Source organism: Clostridium sp. AM58-1XD (assembly GCF_003464085.1).
Taxonomy (GTDB): Bacteria; Bacillota; Clostridia; order Lachnospirales; family Lachnospiraceae; genus Lachnoclostridium_A.
The window spans coordinates 1-22,632 of record NZ_QSDR01000044.1; the positions used below are offsets into that span (position 1 = coordinate 1).

At 40.5% G+C, this 22,632-nt stretch carries 21 protein-coding genes and 3 pseudogenes; 13 read left to right on the forward strand and 11 right to left on the reverse strand.

Annotation, left to right across the window (positions count from 1 at the left end; all coding sequences use genetic code 11):
- Positions 1-126, forward strand: a pseudogene (locus tag DXA13_RS18865) (IS256 family transposase); the annotation flags it as partial.
- A gap of 301 nt (positions 127-427) precedes the next feature.
- Here the strand turns inward: DXA13_RS18865 and rsmG are convergent.
- The 10 genes from rsmG to DXA13_RS18915 all read right to left on the reverse strand — a co-directional run bounded on the left by rsmG (position 428) and on the right by DXA13_RS18915 (position 9,018).
- Entirely contained in the window at positions 428-1,156 is a 729-nt protein-coding gene (gene rsmG, locus DXA13_RS18870; RefSeq protein ID WP_118246579.1) for a 16S rRNA (guanine(527)-N(7))-methyltransferase RsmG, read from the reverse strand.
- Positions 1,157-1,212: 56 nt separating this feature from the next.
- Positions 1,213-1,758: a GNAT family N-acetyltransferase gene (locus DXA13_RS18875; RefSeq protein WP_118246580.1), complete on the reverse strand. Its 546-nt coding sequence runs from the start codon at positions 1,756-1,758 to the stop codon at positions 1,213-1,215.
- A 26-nt stretch (positions 1,759-1,784) separates the two neighbouring features.
- Positions 1,785-3,677 (reverse strand): tRNA uridine-5-carboxymethylaminomethyl(34) synthesis enzyme MnmG, encoded by a 1,893-nt coding sequence (gene mnmG, locus DXA13_RS18880; protein WP_118246581.1) that lies wholly within the window; start codon positions 3,675-3,677, stop codon positions 1,785-1,787.
- Positions 3,678-3,697: 20 nt separating this feature from the next.
- A complete protein-coding gene (gene mnmE, locus DXA13_RS18885) occupies positions 3,698-5,071 on the reverse strand; it encodes a tRNA uridine-5-carboxymethylaminomethyl(34) synthesis GTPase MnmE (RefSeq protein ID WP_118246582.1) in 1,374 nt (457 codons plus the stop codon).
- Positions 5,072-5,177: 106 nt separating this feature from the next.
- Positions 5,178-5,900, reverse strand: coding sequence for an RNA-binding cell elongation regulator Jag/EloR (gene jag / locus DXA13_RS18890; RefSeq protein ID WP_118246583.1), 723 nt, complete (start codon positions 5,898-5,900; stop codon positions 5,178-5,180).
- Positions 5,901-5,912: 12 nt separating this feature from the next.
- Positions 5,913-7,187, reverse strand: a complete 1,275-nt coding sequence (locus DXA13_RS18895; RefSeq protein WP_347559931.1) for a YidC/Oxa1 family membrane protein insertase — start codon at positions 7,185-7,187, stop codon at positions 5,913-5,915.
- Positions 7,188-7,204: 17 nt separating this feature from the next.
- Positions 7,205-7,420: a membrane protein insertion efficiency factor YidD gene (yidD, locus tag DXA13_RS18900; protein ID WP_118246584.1), complete on the reverse strand. Its 216-nt coding sequence runs from the start codon at positions 7,418-7,420 to the stop codon at positions 7,205-7,207.
- Between the two features lie 4 nt (positions 7,421-7,424).
- Positions 7,425-7,769 (reverse strand): ribonuclease P protein component, encoded by a 345-nt coding sequence (gene rnpA / locus DXA13_RS18905; protein ID WP_118246585.1) that lies wholly within the window; start codon positions 7,767-7,769, stop codon positions 7,425-7,427.
- Between the two features lie 118 nt (positions 7,770-7,887).
- A complete protein-coding gene (rpmH, locus tag DXA13_RS18910; protein ID WP_118246586.1) occupies positions 7,888-8,022 on the reverse strand; it encodes a 50S ribosomal protein L34 in 135 nt (44 codons plus the stop codon).
- A 363-nt stretch (positions 8,023-8,385) separates the two neighbouring features.
- On the reverse strand, positions 8,386-9,018 hold the full coding sequence (locus tag DXA13_RS18915; RefSeq protein ID WP_118246587.1) for an ECF transporter S component: 633 nt from the start codon (positions 9,016-9,018) through the stop codon (positions 8,386-8,388).
- A gap of 326 nt (positions 9,019-9,344) precedes the next feature.
- Here DXA13_RS18915 and DXA13_RS18925 point away from each other — a divergent pair, with 326 nt between their 5' ends.
- From DXA13_RS18925 to DXA13_RS22170, 7 genes and pseudogenes are all read left to right on the forward strand, one after another.
- Positions 9,345-9,533 (forward strand): hypothetical protein, encoded by a 189-nt coding sequence (locus tag DXA13_RS18925; protein ID WP_118246589.1) that lies wholly within the window; start codon positions 9,345-9,347, stop codon positions 9,531-9,533.
- Between the two features lie 35 nt (positions 9,534-9,568).
- A complete protein-coding gene (locus DXA13_RS18930; protein WP_118246590.1) occupies positions 9,569-10,387 on the forward strand; it encodes a tripartite tricarboxylate transporter substrate binding protein in 819 nt (272 codons plus the stop codon).
- A gap of 14 nt (positions 10,388-10,401) precedes the next feature.
- Positions 10,402-11,406, forward strand: coding sequence for an isocitrate/isopropylmalate family dehydrogenase (locus DXA13_RS18935; RefSeq protein ID WP_118246591.1), 1,005 nt, complete (start codon positions 10,402-10,404; stop codon positions 11,404-11,406).
- A 37-nt stretch (positions 11,407-11,443) separates the two neighbouring features.
- Positions 11,444-12,394: a fumarylacetoacetate hydrolase family protein gene (locus tag DXA13_RS18940; RefSeq protein ID WP_118246592.1), complete on the forward strand. Its 951-nt coding sequence runs from the start codon at positions 11,444-11,446 to the stop codon at positions 12,392-12,394.
- 23 nt (positions 12,395-12,417) lie between these two features.
- Entirely contained in the window at positions 12,418-13,185 is a 768-nt protein-coding gene (locus tag DXA13_RS18945) for a fumarylacetoacetate hydrolase family protein (protein ID WP_118246593.1), read from the forward strand.
- 48 nt (positions 13,186-13,233) lie between these two features.
- Complete coding sequence (locus tag DXA13_RS18950) at positions 13,234-13,677, forward strand: tripartite tricarboxylate transporter TctB family protein (RefSeq protein ID WP_118246594.1); 444 nt, start codon at positions 13,234-13,236, stop codon at positions 13,675-13,677.
- 117 nt (positions 13,678-13,794) lie between these two features.
- Positions 13,795-15,185: pseudogene (locus tag DXA13_RS22170) on the forward strand (tripartite tricarboxylate transporter permease).
- Positions 15,186-15,273: 88 nt separating this feature from the next.
- Here the strand turns inward: DXA13_RS22170 and DXA13_RS18965 are convergent.
- A complete protein-coding gene (locus DXA13_RS18965; protein ID WP_243009228.1) occupies positions 15,274-16,263 on the reverse strand; it encodes a LysR family transcriptional regulator in 990 nt (329 codons plus the stop codon).
- Positions 16,264-16,561: 298 nt separating this feature from the next.
- Between DXA13_RS18965 and dnaA the strand changes: the two genes are divergently transcribed.
- The 5 genes and pseudogenes from dnaA (at position 16,562) to gyrB (ending at position 22,567) form a co-directional block, all read left to right on the forward strand.
- Positions 16,562-17,932, forward strand: coding sequence for a chromosomal replication initiator protein DnaA (dnaA, locus tag DXA13_RS18970; RefSeq protein WP_118246597.1), 1,371 nt, complete (start codon positions 16,562-16,564; stop codon positions 17,930-17,932).
- A gap of 247 nt (positions 17,933-18,179) precedes the next feature.
- Entirely contained in the window at positions 18,180-19,292 is a 1,113-nt protein-coding gene (dnaN, locus tag DXA13_RS18975; protein WP_118246598.1) for a DNA polymerase III subunit beta, read from the forward strand.
- Positions 19,293-19,327: 35 nt separating this feature from the next.
- Positions 19,328-19,540 (forward strand): RNA-binding S4 domain-containing protein, encoded by a 213-nt coding sequence (locus tag DXA13_RS18980; RefSeq protein ID WP_118246599.1) that lies wholly within the window; start codon positions 19,328-19,330, stop codon positions 19,538-19,540.
- 15 nt (positions 19,541-19,555) lie between these two features.
- Positions 19,556-20,640, forward strand: a pseudogene (recF, locus tag DXA13_RS18985) (DNA replication/repair protein RecF).
- Positions 20,641-20,656: 16 nt separating this feature from the next.
- On the forward strand, positions 20,657-22,567 hold the full coding sequence (gyrB, locus tag DXA13_RS18990) for a DNA topoisomerase (ATP-hydrolyzing) subunit B (protein ID WP_118246600.1): 1,911 nt from the start codon (positions 20,657-20,659) through the stop codon (positions 22,565-22,567).
- Positions 22,568-22,632: the final 65 nt, after the last annotated feature.

Genomic DNA, 22,632 nt, shown 5'->3' on the forward strand with positions numbered 1-22,632 from the left:
GCACTGCTAAAAGCCTTGTACCTGTCTACGTTTGAAGCTACAAAGAAATGGACCATGCCAATCAGGAATTGGGGACAGGTATATGGTGAACTGAGCATCATGTATGAGGGCCGTCTGCCGGAATAAGCCAATCTGTCTTATTTTTCACAGGCGGAATATTCGCCTGCTCTTGACATACAACGATAGTTGCTGTTATATATAAAACAAGGGCTGAAAGTCCAAAAAAGGAACTTTCAGCCCAGTGATTATCATAGAAGATCAGCATTTACAGACTTTTTTTCACACACTCGTATAAACTTTAAAACTATTCTTTTTTAATATTTACAATATACTGATATGTTTCACGTGGAACATAATCCAATGACTATCTCCTCTATTTAAAACCAAAAATTAATACTGTTATTCAACAAAAACAAGAATATAACCATTATTTCAATGGTTCCTTTGAAGGAAGTCCCGCTTTTCTCGGATACTTTCCACTAATATGATTGACCTTTTTAATCTTTACTAATGACCTTTCATCTGAATTTGGTAATGTAAATGTAACAATATTTTCAATTTGACCGCCTAATCTTTTAACAGCTCCTCGCCCGTTTGTCAGTTCCTCTTCCAACTTACCCGACTTATATGGAATAAAATAACCGCCAATTTTTACAAACGGCATACAATACTCTGAAAGCGTTGACAGGTTAGCTACTGCTCTGGAAACACAGTAATCAAATTTCTCTCTGTAATCACTGTCTCTTCCGAAGTCCTCCGCCCTGCCATGTACAGCCGTAATAAAATCCAGGTTCAGTTCTTCAATGACTTCATTCAAAAATTTCACTCGTTTGTTCAATGAATCCAATAATGTTATTTTTAAATTAGGAAAAGCTATTTTTAAAGGAATACCAGGAAATCCTGCACCAGTTCCCACATCAATTATTGAACATATTTGATCTTTCAAGTTCCCTTCCGCCCGAATCAGGGTAAGGCTGTCTATAAAATGTTTTATAATAACGTCTTCCATATCCGTTATTGTCGTAAGATTCATCACTTTGTTTTTCTCTATTATCATCTGATAATAATTAAAAAATTGTTCGATCTGCTTCTCCGAAAGAAGCAAATCTTCCTTTCGCAACTCCCTTTCCATAAAGGCCTTAAATTCGTCTCTCATTTTATTCCCCAGTCCTGTTCCAAATATTTCTTTTGCATATCGTATATAATCGCATTTTATAAATGAAGAAACATAAGATACTCTCCAGCAGTTCTCCCATCACGATACTTAAATGAATTATCCCTCTTTCCATATATTTCAAAACCAAATTTATTGTAGAGACCAATTCCACGCTTATTATGGTCTACCACTTCTAATTCGATCTGCTCATAATTCGCTTTCCTTGCAGACTCTATAATAGCTTCCATTACAGCAGAGCCTATCCCAATCCCCCAATAGTCCTTCTTCACTGATATTCCGAATTCAGCTCTATGTTTACATCTTTCTCTCAAGGATACTGGATTTAATCCCCCATTTGCAGCCAGTTTATCTTCTATATATGCGGAAATCATAACAGCCCTTGGATTTTCTTCCAATTCTCTAAGGTATTTATTTTCCTCTTCTGCCGTCATAGTAAATTCGTCAGCATATCTGGCCATATTTTCCGTTTCTTCTGAAGTCTGTATCATATGACGCAGAATTTCTTCTCCATCCCGTGAACCCGGATTTCTAAGTACGCACTTCATCCCATTCTTCAAAACTACTTCTTTATAAAATTTCATTCCATCCACCCATTTTACATCACATACTAATTTTCACATCTCATATGTCTTTTCTGTTCCAAATAGACCAGCAATACGGAAATATCCGCTGGCGACACTCCTGAAATTCTGGATGCCTGACCAATATTCATGGGTTTATACAAATTTAACTTCTGGACAGCCTCTCTTCTTAAACTGGGAACCGTAGAATAGTCAAAATTCTCATCCAATCTTCTACTTTCCATCTTCTTAAACTGCGCTACCTGCTGTTTCTGCCTTCTGATATATCCTTCATATTTAATATTTATGTTAACCTGTTCAGCCACATCACGAGGCAATTCCGGTCTTTTTTCATCAATTTCAGTTAACATAAAATAATCCAATTCTGGCCTCTTGATAAGTTCTGCTAACGTACTGCCTGACTTTAAAAGCGTGCTTCCGTTTTTATTAAGAAACTTCTGTACTTTTTCATTTGCGCCGACCACCGATTTTTCCAGTCGTTTTGTCTCTTCCTCAATCGCTTTCACTTTCCACAAAAGTCTTTCATAAACTTCATCGCTTACAAGTCCGATCTCATGCCCTATTTCCATAAGCCTGAGATCCGCATTATCCTGTCTTAAAAGAAGGCGGTATTCCGCCCTTGAAGTCATCATCCTGTAAGGCTCGTGATTTTCCTTTGTAACTAGATCATCAATCAAAACCCCTATATATGCCTGCGAACGGTCCAGAACGTACGGCTCCCTTTTCAGTACCTTCATAGCTGCATTTACGCCGGCCATAAATCCCTGTACTGCCGCCTCTTCATAACCGGAACTTCCATTAAATTGGCCGCCGCTGAAAAGTCCTTTTATTTTTTTAAACTCAAGAGTAGCTTTCAACTGTCTTGAATTAATACAATCATATTCAATTGCATAAGCATTTCGTACAATTTTTACATTTTCCAATCCGGGGACGGTGCGATACATTGCAAACTGAACATCTTCCGGAAGAGAACTGGACATTCCTCCCAGATACATTTCATTCGTATAAAGGCCTTCCGGCTCTACAAAGACCTGATGTCTCCCCTTATCCGGAAATTTCACTACCTTATCCTCGATTGACGGGCAGTATCTCGGACCTGTGCCTTCAATCGCTCCTGAAAACAAAGGGGATCTGTCCAGATTTGCTCTTATAATCTCATGTGTGTCTTCACTTGTATAAGTAAGCCAGCAGGATACCTGCTCCTTTTGAATTGATTCCGGATCCGTTGAGAAAGAAAACGGAACAATCCTCTCATCTCCAAACTGTTCTTCCATCTTGGAAAAATCAATGCTCCGCCTATCCACTCTGGCAGGCGTTCCCGTTTTAAACCGGTACATTTCAATTCCATGGGCAATCAGCGAATCCGTCAGATGATTAGCCGCCTGAAGTCCGTTCGGGCCTGTCGGATTACTGACATCTCCATAGATACATCTGGCCTTCAGATAAGTACCTGTTGCCAATACTGCAGCCTTACAATGATATACGGCCCCTGAAAACGTTTTAATTCCTGTCAGTCGTCCATTTTCCGTAATAATTTCCGACACTTCGGCCTGACGAATTGTCAAATGATCCGTATTTTCCAAAGTATTTCTCATCTCTCTCGTATAAGCCTGTTTGTCCGCCTGTGCTCGCAGTGAATGAACCGCCGGTCCTTTTGATTCGTTTAGCATCTTGGACTGTATAAACGTCTTATCAATATTTTTACCCATCTCTCCGCCGAGAGCATCCAATTCTCTTACGAGGTGACCCTTGGAACTTCCTCCTATATTCGGATTACATGGCATTAATGCTATGCTGTCCACGCTGACCGTAAACATAATGGTTTCAAGGCCCAGACGTGCACATGCAAGAGCCGCCTCACATCCCGCATGGCCTGCACCAACCACTACTACATCATATGTTTCTTCTAAATTTGGCATCTTTTATCTCTTCCTTCAATTTATTTTCCCATGCAGAACCTGCTGAATATTTCATTTACAAGGTCATCTTCTACCGCTTCTCCAATAATAAGGCCCAGCTGTTCATAAGCATTCATCAGATCAATTGAATAGAAATCTTCGGGCATCTGATGATCAATGCTTTCTTTTACCATGTTCAAGCTCTGCTTTACCTCTTCCAGCGCTGCCTTATGCCTCACATTTGTTATATATACCTCGTCATTAAAATTAATTTCGCCATGGTAAAACATAGACTGGATTTCTTTTTCCAGCAGATCAATCCCAGTTCCTTCTTTCGCAGAAACCGGCACTACCGTTTTACCAGTCTCCTGCTCCAGTTCCTCTTTCGTTACAACTTGCAGAAGATCTGTTTTATTTAAAATAACAACGCATTTTTTATCATGAATCATATCCTTGATCTGTCTGTCATTTTCATCCAGAGGTCTGGAAGCATCCACTACATAGATAATCAGGTCCGCTTCGTCGGCTACATTTCTGGCTCTGTCTACACCTATTTTTTCAACGATATCTTCTGTATCTCGGATACCGGCCGTATCTACAATATTCAAGCTTATTCCTTTCAGCCTGATATGTTCTTCCAAAACATCCCGGGTCGTACCTGCAATATCTGTTACAATGGCTCTTTCTTCCCCTAAAAGCACATTCATCAAAGACGATTTTCCAGCATTTGGCTTTCCTAATATAACCGTCTTTACCCCTTCCGTCATAACCTTTCCATCATCAGAAGATTCCAGAAGCCGGTTGATTTCTCTCTCCATAGGAATCAGATTATTTCTGAGGCGGACATTATATCCATCTAAAGATATATGTTCCGGGTCATCCAGCGCCGATTCTATAAAAGCAATTTCATATATAATGGTTTCTCTCAGCTCTCTGATTTTCTGTGAAACCGAACCGCTCAGCTGGCTGACAGAACTCTTCAGTGCATATTGATTTTTTGCATTGATTACATCAATGACAGCCTCGGCCTGTGAAAGATCAATTCTTCCGTTTAAAAACGCCCTCTTCGTAAATTCACCAGGTTCTGCAGGCCGGGCTCCATATTTGATCACTGTCTCAAGAATTCTCTTCATCATGAGTACTCCTCCATGACAGTCGATTTCAACCGTATCTTCTGCGGTATAACTGTGAGGTCCTTTCATTAATATCACAAGAACTTCATCTATTTTTTCTTCTCCATCATATATAAAACCATAATGGACAACATGAGATTTCTTCTCTTTTAACTTTTTACCGCTTTTCTTCCGAAAAATCTTATCAATAATATCAAACGCCTCTTCGCCGCTGATTCTAATTATGCCAATTCCGGAACTGCTCATTGCTGTTGCAATCGCTGCTATTGTCTCTGTTCTCATCCCATACTCTCCATTATGCTTTTATCAACTTGAGCCAGGCACTCCCTTATAATATTATAAAAGAATACCTGGCCCCATTTTACTACTTTTTACAGGAAAATCAATCCTATGATTTTCTTAAATTCGCACCGTTTTCAGAACTTTCATACTGCTGCTTCAAACCTCTGTCTCCGCTGCCATATCTGTCCTTTTTATAGTTCTCCCTTTTGAGAGAAATAATCACATGGCGGAACGGCTCTTCCCCATCGCTTCTTGTTGTAACATATTTATCATTCTGAAGAGCTGCATGAATAATGCGTCTTTCATAAGGGTTCATAGGCTCGAGCGAAACAGATCTCTTTGTTCTCTTTACCTTATAAGCAATATTTTTCGCAAGTGTTTCAAGAGTCTCTTTTCTTCTCTCCCTGTAATTTTCCGTATCCAGCTTTACGCGGATATGGCCTTCGCTGGTCTTTGTCTTATTCACCACAAGGCTTACAAGATACTGAAGAGAATCAAGGGTCTGCCCTCTCTTTCCGATCAGGATACCCATATCTTCTCCTGACAGGTTTACGGACATCTCTCTTTCTTCTTCATTCAGGGCAACTGTAATGGATACGTCCAGATTCATCGTTTCGAATATCTGACTTAAAAACTCAACTGCTGCGTCTTCCGGAGATTCTTTTTTCTTTGCACGGATAATGGCCGGCTTAGCGCCAATTCCAAGGAAGCCTGTGCTTCCCTTATCAAGGACTTCATATTCCATTTTATCGCTGGTAGTCCCCAGTTCGATCGATGCCTTCGTAATCGCTTCATCAACCGTTTTTGCTGAAACAGTAATCATATCCATAACCCGCCCCTCCTATTTATTGTGTTTTTCATTATACTTCTTCACCATATTTGCCTTTGCTGCAAGGCTTCCAGGCTTGGCATCAGAATTGTAATATTCCGTAGATTCTTTCACCTGGGCTTCTGTTTTAACCAGTTTGCTCTTTAAAACTTCTTCCTGCTTCTCTTCTTCTGCCTGAATCTGCTTTAAGCTGGAAGTCGCGTTCTGAGAAATCTTTGTTGGAGGAAGTCCCTTTTTCGCACGCTTTTTATTAGCCTTCTCGATATTCTTTTTAATCATTTCATCCATATCGATCTTGTTCAGATATCCATTAACAATCCACTGCTGAATTACCATGAATACACTCTGTGCTATCCAGTAAATACCGATACCGATCGGGAATGTAAAACAGAAAAATACAGACATCAGAGGCATGGTAATGTTCATCTGTTTCATCATGCTCGCACCAGGAGCATCATCACTCATCTGCGTATTGCTGGACATCAGCTTTGTACTGTACCACTGGGTAAGACCGGCCAGAATCGGAATCAGCCATGCCACGTTGATATGACCGCCGTTCCATGGATTGGCAGCCAGGTTCATCCCAAGGAATGTGTTCATCTCAATAATAGCCTGGGATTTTTCAGCAATAACATTTGTAATTGCATCACTGCCTGAAAAAAGCGCCTGGAACTTGTCCCACTGTTCTGGAGTCAGCTTATACAGAATATCGATAATCTGATCGGTATTTGTAAGCTCGCCCGTCTTATTGGTAAGTGTTTTTAAAGAAATGCTGTTGTCATTGGCAAACTGTGTAATCTTTGTAACGGCATCCATACCGCCTACAGCATTAATAATCGCCTGGAAGTACTCTTTTACAGAACCTACATATCCAGGAATATTATAAATAACACGGTACAATGCGAAAAGAATCGGCATCTGAATCACCAGCTGCAGACATCCGCCGGTCATGGATGTGCCGTATCTCTCGTAAACAGCCTTTGTCTCCACGTTCATCTTCATCATGGACTGCTGATCTGTCTTGCCTTTATATTTCTTCTGAATTGCCTGAATCTCAGGCTGCATGATTGCATTCAATTTTGTAAATTTCTGCTGCTTGATTGTCAGCGGGAACATCAGTACTTTAATAATTAATGTAAATAAAATAATACATAAACCGATATTCAAAATACCAAACTGATGGGTAAATCGGAATAACATATCCATGATATAGCCAAGGATATCAGCTACTGGGCCAAACGAAAAAAAGTCATGCGCTTTTGTGGCCACCAAAAATTCTGGATTCAATCTTTTACCTCCTCACATTACGGAACTGGATCATAACCGCCTTCAGCCCAGGGATGACATCTTAGTATCCTCCTTACGGCCAACCATGTACCTTTGAACACACCATACTTTTCCAGTGCCTCAATGGCGTATTGAGAACACGTAGGCGTGTAAATACAGTGAATTCTTACTTTCATCGGGGACAGAAAAATCTGGTACCCTCTAATCAATAAAATCATCAATTTTTTTACCATAAGATCACTTCGATTCTTTTTTTATGTTATGAAGTCCGCATAAGTGCAGATATGCACTCTCAATAGTTTTATAGTTCTGTTCTTTTGCCGCTGGTCTTACGACTACGACGATGTCCAACCCAGTCTTCAATATGTTTTCATTCAACCGGAAACTTTCTCTAATTAATCTCGTCATATGATGGCGTACAATACTGTTTCCCACCTTTTTACTCGCAGAGATGCCAATTCTCGTTTCTTCACCCTCTGTTTTCCTCACATACATGATTAAATAACGATTTGCATACGATTTGCCTTCCCGGTAAGTCAGCTGAAAATCTCTGTTCTTTTTAATGGAATGAAACCGCTTCATTGTATAACCTCTCCCGTTCTTCTTCAAAATTTAAGGCAGCCGCATAGAAAAATCCACTGTCCTTAACAGCTGCGATTTAAGAAAAGAAAAGGCCACAATCGAATTGCGGCCTGATTCATTAAGCTGATAATTTTGCTCTTCCTTTTGCTCTTCTTGCAGCCAAAACTTTTCTTCCGCCTGCACTGCTCATTCTGGCTCTGAAGCCGTGAACTTTAGCTCTCTGTCTTGTTTTTGGTTGGAAAGTCATTTTCATAGTACGGACACCTCCTCTTATCGTCAATTATCTAATTTTTTCAAAAAAAATAGGATAACACATTTAGACTATTTTAGTTAAACATCTATTCCATTATATAGAAGGATACCCACTTCGTCAAGCAAATTTACATGATTTTTTCATAAAAATCAACGTTTTTCCTACCTTTTCCGCCTTTGGCGGGTAACCACAGCAACATAATTCCTTACCGCTGCAACTCGTTCCTCCCTGAGCTTTTTTTAATTTACAGGCGTATTTACTAAAAATTAAAAAGGAGGCTGTTTTGCCTCCTTCTATAAGCTGTGTATTCTATATTACAAATTACTATATCTAGTGTCTTCTTATTATATATGTATTTTTTATTTATGAATGCTCTTTTACCTGAATCAGGACTCTCGTAATCGCTGCCGTTAATATGCCGGCCAGAATTGCCTCAGGAATACCGTTCATACAGATTACTCCCAGAATAAATGCGTATACGCCCTTTGCTGTATTTACATGAGCTGCTGCCGCATAACTGTTGCCAAAAAGAAAATAAATCAGATTCATCACCAACAGGGTATTTGTTATAGAACCTGCAACCCCTGCACAAGTCAGTGCCAATATCTGTTTTTTTCCATTACTTCGCAGAACTGCCTTATAAACATAATAAGCCACTACTCCGATCAGAATTCTTGGGATCATACATATAACGACGCTCCTCCAATTTCCGCTGAAGTCTCCTACCGTAATAAACGGTGAAAAGACAAATGAAGTCGGATTTGGCATTAGAATCGTATTTTTCCACATGCTAGTCAAGCCAAATACGAATCCTAAAAACGCCCCTTTTCTTGGCCCCATCAGAATAGCTCCGATAATGACAGGTATATGAATGATCGTAGCATTCATAAATCCCAGCGGTATATATCCTAATACCGGGATGATTGTCATAATGAGCATAATTGCTACAAATGCTCCTGTCAAAACCATATCACGGGTTTTCGATACTGTATTCAATTTTCTACCTCCTGCTACTGTTCTTCGCTTCTAAAGATACAATGCAATATAGATACGTGAAAATTATATTTTAAATACTTCTAAATTGCAAGAGGCAATTCATTATTTATCTTCATGCTCTCCAATTCCATAACAGGAATCGGCTTGACCTGCCAGGCAAGCTGCTTCAATATCTTCTGCATTTTCCGGGCAAAGATATTTTTTATTATACCCCTTACCACATTTTACATATTGGACGGTTCTCATTCCATCACTTAAAATAAATATAACAGAATTGTTCCGGAACATCTTATTACTTGTTAACAAAGCTACGATTGGAGGAAATCATGAAAAAATTGTTTCGTATTATACCAACAGTCCTGCTGCTTACTCTTACCGCATGCGGCAGCAACACTCCATCTGAATCTTCGCCCGAAAAACCTACTGATTCGGCAGACAAAATATCCGATTCCAGTTCAGAAGCAGACAATGTTCCATTACTGGCGAAGATTATCCTAAGAAAGCAATTACACTGATTAACTCATCTTCTGCCGGTTCTCCTGCCGACATCATGGCACGCCAGATCGCTCAGTCTATTGAAGAACTATATGACGTTACCGTCACAGTGGAAAACGTAACCGGTGGTTCCGGTGCGAATATGTTTGCAGAAGTAAATGCCAGGGAAGCCGACGGATATACCATCGGTACAGTTACGGCTTCACAGATCGCTGCATTGTGCAACGGACTTGATGAACAGTTTCCCTTAGAAACGTTTTCTTTTGTAGCAAATGTTCAGACTGATCCTTACTGTCTGGCCGTTCCGGCGGATTCAAAATTCACTTCCATAAAAGATATCGTCACTTATGGGCAGGAAAATCCCGGAACACTTCTAATCAGCGGCCAAGGCACCGGGTCTGCCCTCCATCTTTCCGCTCTTCAGTTTGGGGCCGAAGGCAATTTCACCTTTACATGGCTTCCGACAGACGGAGGTTCCGATACCGTTGCCAATCTGCTTGGAGGAAACTGCGATGCCGGCTTTGCCGCTCCTACAACCGTAAAACAGTATGTAGAAGCCGGCCAGCTGAAAATGCTTGCCATTACCGGAAACCAGAAAGTTTCCAGCGCTGAAGGTATTCCATCCTTCGTTGAACAGGGATATGATCTTCAGCTGACACAATACCGCGGTTTTTATGTACGTTCAAATACGGATGCAAATGTATGCAGAATGATTTCTGAAATGATCCGCTCCGCTTCCCAAACAGAAACCTTTAAAAATTATATGGCCGAACAGCTTTTGGATGACGGATACATGGATAAGAATACATTTACTGATTACGCACGATCTGATTATGAAACCGTAAAGGCCCTTTCTGAAAAACTGCTCAAATAAACAGGAGGTTTATTATGTCATATACTGTATCAATTATTGAAGGGGATGGAATCGGACATGAAATTATTCCGGCCGCCCTGCGTGTGCTGGAGCATACGGGAATTCCTTTTATTTGGGAATATGTACCCGCAGGAGAAATAGCTGCAGAGCAGTTTCAGACACCGGTTCCTGATATTACCTCCGACTCCATACTGCACAATAAATTGGCTTTAAAAGGACCTCTTACGAATCTTGTTGGCCGTGGGTGGCCAAGTCCCAATGTACTTCTTCGTAAAAAACTTGGTCTTTATGCAGCCGTAAAAAGGGCCAGATATTTTGAAGGCGTGGATTCTCCATTTAAAGATGCCGATTTTCTGGTCGTAAGAGAGGCCAGAGAAGATACCTACGCCGGTGCAGAACAGCAGGTAGGACCAGACGCCGCAGTCGCAATCAAATACATAACAAGAGCCAATTCTGAAACCGTAGCCCGCTTTACCTTTGACCTGGCACGGCGTATGGGCCGTAAAAAAGTTTCGGTTACCCACAAAGCCAACGTATTAAAGCTGACAGATGGTCTGTTTCTCAAAAGCGCACAGGATGTGGCTTCTGAATTTCCTGATATCGAATGTGAAAGTATTATGATCGACCACATGGCGTTTAAACTGGTAAAAGAACCGTTATCATGCGATATAATCCTGGCCCCAAATGTATATGGAGATATACTGGCCGATCTGATTGCCGGAATATGCGGCAGCCTCGGCCTTGGATTCGGTGGAAATTTCGGACCCGATGCAGCTGTCTTCGAACCGGTTCATGGAACTGCGCCTACAATTGCCGGTCAGGGAATTGCCAACCCTATTGGAGAAATCCTTTCCGGAGCCATGCTCCTCGACTATATCGGAGAACACAAAGCTGCCGCTTCCGTAGAAAAAGCCGTTGCCTCCGTCCTAAAAAAGGGGGAACATCTGACAGCTGATTTAGGTGGTCTAGCAGGCACAAAAGAGATCACGGATGCAATTATTTCTGAAATGGATGAATGAAACTGACCATAAATAACAAATAAAGGAGGATTTATAAATGAGATTTGTAATGTATAAATATGGAGAAAGAGATTACCGTCTTGGCCTTCTGCGTTCAGACGAAACCATTGTCGATGTCAATTATGCCTATGAAAAAATACTTGCTGAAAAAGAAGTACCTTCTTATATACAGATGGCTGCAGCATATGCCCCGAGTGATACCGTCTCCTTTCTTGAGGGCGGAGAACGCTGCATGAAAGCAGCACGTGAAATAGCATCCATGGAATTTTCATTAAATTCCGTAAGCGTTGACGGGAAACCTCTCGTTTTCCGGCGCAGTGATGTAAAACTTGGTTCCCCTGTAGTGAATCCGGGGAAAATTATATGTCTGAGCCATAATTATTATGATTTTTGTGAAGAAACTGGAAATCCTGTACCTCCTGAGCCAAGAATATTCAGTAAATTTTCCAATGCAATTTGTGGTTGTGACGATCCCATTATTTATCCAAAAATGACAAAATGTCTGGGATATGAAGTGGAACTGGCAATTATTATCGGTAAAAAAGCACGTTATGTGCCTGTAGAAAAGGCATTTGAATATGTGGCCGGCTATACTCTTTTTAATGACGTAAGTGCCAGTGATCTTACTACCATGGATAAGCAGGTCTGCCGCGGAAAAACATTTGACAATTTTGCTCCCTGTGGTCCTTCTCTTGTAACAAAAGACGAAGTGCCTGATCCAGGATCTCTGGATGTAAAGCTTTTTGTCAACGGCGTAGAACTTCAAAGCTCCAACACAAAAAATCTGATTTATGATGTACCAAAACTTGTTTCCTTCCTCTCCGAGTGCTTTACACTAGAGCCAGGCGATATAATCGCTACAGGTACGCCAGGCGGTCTGGCAAAAGACCGTACTCCGAACACTTACATGAAGGTAGGCGATATCTGTACTTTAAAAATAGACATTCTTGGAGAATTGACAAATACAATCACTGCAGAGACTGTTTAAAGATTTTAAAAAGGAGAAAATTTATGGCTCGTTTTGTAAGATTTAAATGTGAAAAAGGGATTCTTTACGGAAAAATACATGGTGAGATCATTCATCCAGTCGAAGGCAATATTTTTTCTGAATTCACTGTTACGAATAAACAGTATCATCTTGATGATATTAAACTTCTCGTTCCCTGCGAACCTCAAAAACTGATCGCTATTGGCTTTAATTATAAAGATCATGCACTGGAATTTAAGAGAGAAATCCCTAAAGAACCTAATATTTTTATCAAACCGTCCAGCAGCATGGCTGCTGCCGGAGAACCAGTGATTTATCCAAAACATCATACACAGCAGGTAGAATATGAATCGGAACTTGTCGTTGTGATCGGCAAAAAAGCAAAGAATATAGAAGAATCAGATGCCATGAATTATGTGTTTGGTTTTACCATAGGGAATGATGTAACTGCAAGAGATATGCAGAGTCCTAAAAATCAATGGGGACTTTGTAAAGGTTTTGATACCTTCAGTCCCATAGGACCGTGGATTGAAACGGAGGCAGACTGTTTTAATCTGGAAATTACCAGTTGGATTAACGGACAGTTAAAACAGCACTCCAATACAAAACACCTTATTTTTAATGTTCCCTATCTTGTCAGTTATATTTCAAAAGGAATGACTCTTTATCCTGGAGATGTTATTTTTACAGGTACACCTGCAGGTGTCAGCCCTGTTTATCCTGGTGATCTTATGGAAATGAGAATTGACGGCATCGGTTCTTTGACGAATCCCGTTGTTTCTGAAACGTAACTTCATCATACCGGATTCATTTACTTCACCAGAAAGGAGGTCTGTTCCATGTATTTATGGCTCGGAGAAATCATTATATCTGTACTGGCTGCTTTTACTGCCGTATTTTTCTTTGTCGAGGCCGGCTCCTTCCGTGATCTCGCTACGAACCAGCTGGATATAGGTTCCCGTTCATTCCCAAGGTTAATAGCCGTACTGCTCCTGTTATTTTCCTTTTGGCAAATTTTTCATGCAGTCCGCAGAACAAGGCCGGCAGGTGAAAAAATCAGTTTTGGAAACCTTCCAACCGTAATAACCGGTATGATTCTCCTGTCCATTTATATTCTTATATTGAAAAAGATCGGTTATTTCTACGCAACACCTGTTTTTATTTTTCTGCTCCAGATGATTCAGGGATGCCGTAAATGGGTCACAATGATAATTATCAGTGGATGCTTTTCTCTGTTTGCCTATATTGTATTTGTCCGATTTCTCGGCGTGGCACTGCCTTAAAAACGGGAGGTAACATAAATGATTCAACATCTTATTTTCGGTTTCAGCCAAATTCTGAATATAAATTCTCTAACAGGCCTGATCTGTGGTTCCGTAGCTGGTTATTTTATAGGAGCCATGCCTGGACTGACGCCTACCATCGGCATCGCCCTGCTGATCCCGTTTACTTACAGTATGGATCCCGTTCCTGCCATCGTAATGCTCGTATCCCTCTATATGGCTGCGGAATATGGAGGCGGAATCACAGCCATCTTGATTAATACTCCTGGAACTCCTGCCGCTGCCGCCACCGCTCTGGACGGATACCCTCTGGCCCGAAAGGGCCAGGCTGCAAAAGCTCTGGGAACTTCAATTATTGCTTCCGGTATCGGAGCATTTATCAGTACGGTTCTAATGATATTATTTGCAACCCCACTTGCAGCCATTACAATCCGGTTCAGTTCTCCGGAATATTTTTGCCTGGCCATTATGGGGCTGAGTGTAGTCGCCGGCCTATCTAGTGACGCCCTGGCAAAAGGAATGATCAGCGTGGCACTAGCCATGTTGATTACCACAATCGGGATAGATCCCATTACCGGCAGTTTCCGTTATTGCTTTACTTATAACTTCATGTCCGGTATTCCTCTTGTACCTGCCATGATCGGGCTTTTTGCAGTGTCAGAATGTTTTATTCTAATGTCAAAAAATAAATCTGGCTCTGAAATTGCATTAAAAGTGGACGGCAAGCTGCCATCATCAAAAGAAATCTTAAGCTGCCGTACCATTATAGCAAAAGGATCTGTTATCGGATTTATTGTCGGCATGCTGCCGGCCGCAGGCGCTAATGTAGCATGTTGGGTCTCTTATAATTCTGCTCGTAATTCTTCCAAAAATAAAAGCGAATTCGGCCACGGCGCTCTGGAAGGCATTGCAGCGGCGGAATCAGCAAATAATTCTGCTGTCTGCGGAGCCTCGTTCCTCTTCTTACTATGGGAATTCCAGGTTCTTCCGCTACTGCCGTTCTCATTGGAGCTCTAACAATACAGGGCGTAACAGCGGGACCGCTTCTCTTTACCAATCATCCTGAAATTCCATATTCCATTTTTGCGGCTCTTCTTTTGGCTGTACCGCTTATGTTAATGATGGGTCTCCTTGGAAGCCGGCTGTTCAGCCTAGTAACGCTTGTACCAAATCATATTCTTTCTACCGTTGTACTTGGAACGGCTGTTTTAGGCTCCTATGCAATCAACGGCAATATGTTTGGTGTATGGACGGCCCTTGTATTCGGCATCATTGGTTACATGCTGCGGATCATGAAATTTCCTCTTCCTCCACTTGTACTGGCTCTTGTACTTGGACAGATGTGTGAATCCAATTTCCGTAAATCTCTCCTTATGGGCGGTGGAAGACTAAATATTTTTTTTACAAGGCCATATGCCGTGATTATCATTATTATTACGATAATCATGTTTACAGGACCTTTTATAAAGAAAAATTCAAAAAATAAGTATAAAAGAAAAAAGCCATAATACTGATATCAGATGAAGGAACTCGGCCATCTCCATGGAACGGAATCTGATATCAATATCATGGCTCATGCTTTTGCAGCACCATATTTTAATAATATCCTTTTGTAATCTCTTCTTTTACAATCTTAATCAGGAGTTTCTCTGCCTTAGACTGAAATGAATTCTTCAATGTTGCTATACTTGTGTCCCAGTATCCCCCATATTTTTCATCCATAAAATAATAAGCCGGCTCTTCATCCATAACATGAAAAATAGAAATATACTGCTTTGGTATAAAAGTAACTCCCACTCCCTGAGCAGCCAGCAGCTGAGCTGTTCCAAAACTTCTTACCTGAAGGCGGATCTTCGGCTGGCATATACCGGCGTTTTCTAAAATCGTATCTGATACTTGTCTGATTCTCTGATCTTTCTGAAGAAATATAAATGATTCATCTTTTAACAAGCTCACATCCAGAATAGGAAAGCGGCATCCTTCTATTAATTCCGCTTTTTTTCCAATTGGATGATCCTTTGACATGACAACTACAAAAGGATCATGAGTAATTAAATTATAATTAATACATGGATTGTCCCTATATTTCGGGGCATGGTTCACGATGATATCCAGCATTCCATCCAGAAGTTTCTTCTCTAGGACAGTTGAACTGTCTTCTGCTACCTCCAGTTCCAAGCCGGGGGCGATATCAAATAATGTAGATAAAACAGGAGGAAGCAATACAGTCCCCAGATGATTTGTTATTCCAAGGCGGATTCTTCCCGTTTTCAAATTGTTTATATCGCTGACCTCTGTTTCCAGATCATTATACAATTTCAATATCTGATTAGCCGTTTTATAATAACATTCTCCGGCATATGTAAGGCTGAGTCCAGACGGTGTTCTGGTAAACAGAGGGGTTCCTAAAGAATCTTCTATCTTTTTTACTGACTGACTCAATGACGGCTGGGCGATATACAATTTTTTCGCTGCACCGGAAATACTCTTTTCTTCCGCCACCGTCTTAATGATAATCAGTTCCTTCTGAGTCATTTCCACTCCCCCATTTCTCCACTGTGCATAAATACCTGTTTTTACGAACATTTGTGCTTTCATTTTACTACAGATGCAATATTTGTTAAATGGTATATTTTTACATTTCCACACCACCCACAAAGCATCCACACGCTTTCCACATATAAAAAACCATCATATTTCCTCCATTTCCACAACATTATCCACAATTTGTGGATTACTTGTGGATAAATAACGTGGATAAGCTTTAACAAATATCCACGAGTGGAAAGTTTTCCATTGAAAATTAGCTGGATTTATTATAGAATAGATTTAGATTGGGTAAATTTGCGGTTTTATATTTTAATACACTTTTAGGAGAATCGACATGCTGGAAAAACTACAGGAAAAATGGGAAGAAATATTAAATTATATGAAAGAGGAGCATGATATTTCTGATGTTTCCTTTAAAACATGGCTCCTTCCCCTAAAATTATATTCACTCGAGAATAATAAGCTATACATATTAGTGCCAGATGCTAATTTTTTAGGCTATCTGAAGAAAAAGTACTCCTTCCTCCTTCAGATCACGATCGAAGAAGTCACAGATATAAAATGTGATATTTTATTTATTGAAGAAGGGGATATCAAGGAAAAAGAGGCTTCAGAAAGCAAAAAAAACCAGCTGATCCAGACGGCTGAGGTCAGTCAGACTGCAATCCAGAATGCCAATTTAAATCCCAGATATACATTTGATACATTTGTGGTTGGCGCCAATAACAATCTGGCCCATGCCGCTTCACTGGCAGTCGCAGAATCTCCTGGTGAAATATATAATCCTCTTTTCATCTATGGAGGTGTGGGACTTGGAAAAACGCATCTGATGCACTCCATCGCCCATTTTATATTAAAAAATAACCCAAATGCCAAGATTTTGTATGTAACTTCCGAGAAATTTACCAATGAGCTGATCGATGCGATTCGTAATAAAAATAATATATCCACAACGGAATTTCGGGAAAAATACAGAAATAACGACGTTCTTCTCATCGACGATATCCAGTTCATCATTGGCAAGGAAAGTACACAGGAAGAATTTTTCCATACATTCAATGCGTTATACGAATCTAAAAAACAGATTATCATATCCTCAGATAAACCTCCAAAGGAGATCGAAACACTGGAAGAACGGCTGCGCTCCAGATTTGAATGGGGCCTGACTGTAGATATTCAATCGCCGGATTATGAAACAAGAATGGCGATTCTCCGTAAAAAAGAAGAACTGGAAGGATATAATATTGATAATGAAGTAATTAAATATATTGCAACCAATATCAAGTCGAATATCCGTGAATTAGAGGGAGCTCTTACAAAAATAGTCGCCCTTTCCAAACTGGACAAAAAAGAAATCAATCTGGAACTGGCAGAAGAAGCTCTTAAAGATCTGATATCTCCGAATGAAGCTCATGAAATAACGCCTGAGCTGATTATTCAGCTAGTTGCTGATCATTATGGAATTACCCCCCTTGATATTGCCTCGCAAAAGAGAAATAAGGAAATCGTTTATCCAAGGCAGATCGTTATGTACCTCTGCCGTCATATGACCGGTGTCTCTCTTCAGCAGATTGGTAAATTCCTAGGCGGAAGGGATCATACGACCATTATTCATGGAATTGAAAAAGTTGAAACAGACCTTCAGTCTAATTCTTCCCTTCAGAATACTATGGATATATTAAAGAAAAAAATTAATCCACAATAAGCTGTGGATGCATCCGTGAATAATTTGTGTACAAGTTTTGATGCTTTTCCATATGTGGACAACCTGAGATTTATCCTTAAGTTAAACTACGGTTTTCCACATAGTTATAAGATGCAAAAAACCTTATATTTTAAGGCGTTATAGGGCTTTTACACAAACCCACAGCCCCTACTACGATTTCTACGAAAATTAATTATATATTTACTTATAAAAGCGCTAGAATACAACAAAGGAGTTATCAACAATTATGAAGCTGACATTTAAAAAAGATAACCTGTTAAACGGCCTGAATATTGTTTCTAAAGCAATTCCATCTAAAACAACGATGTCAATCCTGGAATGCATCTTGATAGATGCATCTGCAGGTGAAATTAAACTGACCGGCAATGATATGGAAATGGGCATCGAAACGAAGGTAGACGGCGAAATTTTGGAAAAAGGCAAAATCGCCCTTGATGCAAAACTTTTTTATGAAATTATAAGAAAATTATCTGCTGACGATTCTGTTGTTTCGATTGAATCGGATGAAAAATTCAACACAACGATTTCCTGTGAAAATTCTGTATTCAATATTCAGGGACGGGACGGAGAAGAATTCTCCTACCTTCCATTTATTGAAAGAGATCACTATATATGTCTGTCACAGTTTACTTTGAAAGAAGCGATCAGGCAGACCATCTTTTCAATTGCGGTAAATGACAGCAATAAAATGATGTCCGGAGAACTGTTTGAAGTTATAGGAAATGAATTAAGAGTCATTTCTCTGGATGGACACAGAATTTCTATTCGCAAGATCGTTTTAAAAGATAATTATCAAAATACAAAAGTGATTGTACCAGGAAAGACACTGACTGAGATTAGCAAGATTTTAAATGGGGATAATGAGAAAGAAGTACTTATTTTCTTCAGTCATAACCACATTCTGTTTGAATTTGACCATACGATTGTTGTTTCCAGACTGATCGAGGGAGAATATTTCCGAATTGACAATATGCTTTCTAATGACTATGAGACGAAAGTCACTGTAAATAAGAGAGAATTTCTGGATTGTATAGACAGAGCCATGATTCTAATCAGGGAAAGCGACAGGAAGCCGATTATTCTGAATGTAGAAGATGAAAAAATCAGCCTGAAGGTAAAATCAGCATTTGGTTCTATGAACGCAGAAGTTATGATTCATAAAACAGGACAGGATATCATGATCGCATTTAATCCTAAGTTCCTGATCGATGCGCTAAAGGCCATTGATGATGAAAATGTAGATTTATACATGATGAATCCAAAATCCCCGTGCTTTATCAGGGATGAAGAAGGAAAATATATCTATCTGATTCTTCCGGTTAACTTTATAGCAGAGTAAACCGGGCAGTCCTGAGAAAGCAAGAGGAGAATAAAATGGCAGAAACAGTGAAGCTCAGAGATGAGTATATTAAGCTTGGACAGGCGTTGAAAGCGGCTCATGTGGTAGATTCCGGCGTAGATGCAAAATATGCAGTTGAAGAAGGCCTTGTGAAAGTAAATGGGCAGACGGAATACCAGCGTGGCAAAAAATTGAGAGATGGCGATGTAGTCGAATACGACGGCAAAACCATACGTATAGAGGCATAGGAAAAGGCTGCATCCATGTTTATTGAGTCAATTGAACTTAAAAATTACAGAAATTATCAGGAACTACATATGGATTTCAGCAGTGGTACCAATATCCTTTATGGGGATAATGCCCAGGGGAAGACAAACGTGCTTGAAGCTGTTTATGTATGCAGCACGACGAAATCCCACAGGAGCAGCAAGGACAAAGAGATGATCCAGTTTGGTGAAGATGAGTCCCATATCAAGCTCCAGGTGAGAAAAAATGATGTTCCATACAGAATTGACATGCACTTAAAACGCAGCAAGGCAAAGGGGATTGCGGTGAATGGAATCCCTATTAAAAAGGCGAGCGAGCTGTTCGGCATTGTAAACGTGGTGTTTTTTTCTCCGGAAGATCTGAATATTATAAAGAATGGGCCTCGGAACGCAGGCGGTTTATCGATTTGGAACTGTGCCAGCTAAATAAGCTGTATGTACATTCCCTCGTGCAATATAACAAAGTAATTATTCAGAGAAATAAACTGTTGAAGGAACTGACATTTAAACCGGAATATGAAAGTACTCTGGATGTATGGGATATCCAGATGGTACAGTACGGAAAAGAGGTTATGCGATGCAGACAGGAATTTATCTGTCATTTGAATGGTATGATTACTGAAATTCATAGAAAGCTTTCCGGCGAAAAGGAAGTTCTGATGGTAGCGTATGAACCGAATGTATCTCTGGATACTTTCGACAGCGCTGTTAAGAAGAGCAGAATCCAGGATATGCGTCAGAAAACGACACTTGTAGGACCTCACAGAGACGATATCAGCTTTCATATCAATGGTGTTGATATTAGAAAATTCGGTTCTCAGGGACAGCAGAGGACAGCGGCCCTTTCATTAAAACTGGCAGAAATTGAACTTGTAAGGAGCATTGTACATGATTATCCGGTGCTTCTTCTTGATGATGTCCTGTCTGAGCTGGACAGCAGCCGTCAGAATCATCTTCTGGCGGGAATTGATCATATACAAACGTTGATTACATGTACGGGACTTGATGAATTTGTCAATCACAGGTTCCCTATTGATAAGATATTTAAAGTAATAGATGGCAAAGTGGTAAACGAAAACTAAGACTAGGAGGAATATTATGAGTGCTGAATACGGAGCAGATCAAATTCAGATATTAGAGGGGCTGGAGGCAGTAAGGAAAAGGCCCGGTATGTATATAGGCAGTACGTCAAGCCGGGGGCTTCATCATCTGGTATATGAAATTGTAGACAATGCGGTTGATGAGGCACTTGCGGGCTACTGCGACCAGATCGATGTGCAGATCAACTCAGATAATTCAATTACTGTACGGGATGACGGACGTGGTATTCCGGTAGGAATCCAGAAAAAGGCAGGTATACCTGCTGTAGAGGTAGTTTTTACGATTCTTCATGCCGGCGGAAAATTCGGCGGAGGAGGATATAAAGTGTCTGGCGGACTCCATGGAGTAGGTGCTTCCGTTGTTAATGCGCTGTCTGAATTTCTTGAGGTAAAGATTTATCAGGACGGCAAAATCTATAAGCAGCGCTACGAGAGAGGAAAGGTCGTATATCCTCTGAAAGTGATCGGAACGTGCGGGGAAGATGAACACGGTACAGAAGTAACCTTCCTTCCGGATAAGGAAATATTTGAAGAAACGGTTTATGACTATGATACGCTTAAAATCAGGCTGAGGGAAACCGCTTTCCTGACGAAAAATCTGAAAATTGTACTGAGGGACGACAGGGAAGAAAAGATAGAGAAGACGTTTCACTATGAAGGCGGAATCAGAGAGTTTGTTACGTATCTCAATAAGGGGAAATCTTCTTTATACGATTCTGTCATTTACTGCGAAGGTACGAAAGAAAATGTTTACGTAGAAGTTGCTATGCAGCATAACGACTCTTATACGGAAAATATATACAGTTTTGTAAATAATATCAATACGCCGGAAGGCGGAACACATCTTACAGGCTTTAAAAATGCCCTTACTAAGACATTTAACGATTATGCCAGGAAAAATAAGCTGTTAAAGGACAACGAGACCAGCCTTTCAGGTGAAGATATCCGTGAAGGACTGACAGCAATCATCAGTGTAAAAATAGAGGAGCCACAGTTTGAAGGACAGACAAAGCAGAAATTGGGCAACAGTGAAGCGAGAGGAGCTGTGGATGGGATTGTAAGTGAGCAGCTTACTTACTTCCTGGAGCAGAATCCTTCTGTTGCAAAGACGATGCTGGAGAAATCCATACTGGCACAGCGTGCCAGAGCAGCTGCGAGAAAAGCGAGAGATCTGACGAGAAGAAAAACGGCTTTAGAGGGAATGGCTCTGCCAGGAAAATTGGCGGACTGTTCTGATAAGAATCCAGAAAACTGTGAGATTTACATCGTTGAGGGGGATTCTGCCGGCGGTTCGGCAAAAGATGCCAGAAATAAGAGCACACAGGCAATTCTGCCGCTCAGAGGTAAGATTCTAAATGTGGAAAAAGCAAGGCTGGACAGGATTTACGGCAATGCGGAGATTAAGTCCATGATTACAGCATTTGGTACGGGGATTCATGAGGATTTTGATATCAGCAAGCTGCGCTATAATAAAATTATCATTATGACGGATGCCGATGTAGATGGAGCACATATCAGCACCCTTCTTCTGACGTTTATTTACCGGTTTATGCCGGAGCTTATAAAGCAGGGCCATGTATATCTTGCTCAGCCGCCTTTATTCAAGGTAGAGAAGAATAAGAGAGTATGGTATGCCTACAGCGATGCGGAACTGAACAGCATCATGATGGAAATAGGCCGCGATAATAATAATAAAATTCAGCGTTATAAAGGTCTTGGTGAAATGGACGCAGAACAGCTCTGGGAGACAACGATGGATCCGGAGAGGAGAATTCTTCTTAAGGTAACCATGGATGAAGAAACTACGTCAGAAATAGATCTTACTTTTACTACGCTGATGGGAGATCAGGTAGAGCCAAGGCGTGAATTTATCGAAGCAAACGCGAAGTACGGAACACTTGATATCTAGGGATGTACGGGCAGATATCATAAATATAAAAATCAGCCTGGGATGAATCCCGGAATGGAGGAAAT

Coding starts and splice junctions, on each gene's coding strand:
- mnmG (WP_118246581.1), bottom strand. CDS start 3,677: ATGCCAAATTTAGAAGAAACATATGATGTAGTAGTGGTTGGTGCAGGC.
- DXA13_RS18945 (WP_118246593.1), top strand. CDS start 12,418: ATGGCTCGTTTTGTAAGATTTAAATGTGAAAAAGGGATTCTTTACGGA.
- DXA13_RS18930 (WP_118246590.1), top strand. CDS start 9,569: ATGGCACGCCAGATCGCTCAGTCTATTGAAGAACTATATGACGTTACC.
- rnpA (WP_118246585.1), bottom strand. CDS start 7,769: ATGAAGCGGTTTCATTCCATTAAAAAGAACAGAGATTTTCAGCTGACT.
- dnaN (WP_118246598.1), top strand. CDS start 18,180: ATGAAGCTGACATTTAAAAAAGATAACCTGTTAAACGGCCTGAATATT.
- rpmH (WP_118246586.1), bottom strand. CDS start 8,022: ATGAAAATGACTTTCCAACCAAAAACAAGACAGAGAGCTAAAGTTCAC.
- mnmE (WP_118246582.1), bottom strand. CDS start 5,071: ATGAGAACAGAGACAATAGCAGCGATTGCAACAGCAATGAGCAGTTCC.
- DXA13_RS18965 (WP_243009228.1), bottom strand. CDS start 16,263: ATGTTCGTAAAAACAGGTATTTATGCACAGTGGAGAAATGGGGGAGTG.
- yidD (WP_118246584.1), bottom strand. CDS start 7,420: ATGGTAAAAAAATTGATGATTTTATTGATTAGAGGGTACCAGATTTTT.
- DXA13_RS18950 (WP_118246594.1), top strand. CDS start 13,234: ATGTATTTATGGCTCGGAGAAATCATTATATCTGTACTGGCTGCTTTT.
- dnaA (WP_118246597.1), top strand. CDS start 16,562: ATGCTGGAAAAACTACAGGAAAAATGGGAAGAAATATTAAATTATATG.
- rsmG (WP_118246579.1), bottom strand. CDS start 1,156: ATGAGAGACGAATTTAAGGCCTTTATGGAAAGGGAGTTGCGAAAGGAA.
- DXA13_RS18875 (WP_118246580.1), bottom strand. CDS start 1,758: ATGAAATTTTATAAAGAAGTAGTTTTGAAGAATGGGATGAAGTGCGTA.
- DXA13_RS18980 (WP_118246599.1), top strand. CDS start 19,328: ATGGCAGAAACAGTGAAGCTCAGAGATGAGTATATTAAGCTTGGACAG.
- DXA13_RS18925 (WP_118246589.1), top strand. CDS start 9,345: ATGAAAAAATTGTTTCGTATTATACCAACAGTCCTGCTGCTTACTCTT.
- DXA13_RS18940 (WP_118246592.1), top strand. CDS start 11,444: ATGAGATTTGTAATGTATAAATATGGAGAAAGAGATTACCGTCTTGGC.
- jag (WP_118246583.1), bottom strand. CDS start 5,900: ATGGATATGATTACTGTTTCAGCAAAAACGGTTGATGAAGCGATTACG.
- DXA13_RS18935 (WP_118246591.1), top strand. CDS start 10,402: ATGTCATATACTGTATCAATTATTGAAGGGGATGGAATCGGACATGAA.
- gyrB (WP_118246600.1), top strand. CDS start 20,657: ATGAGTGCTGAATACGGAGCAGATCAAATTCAGATATTAGAGGGGCTG.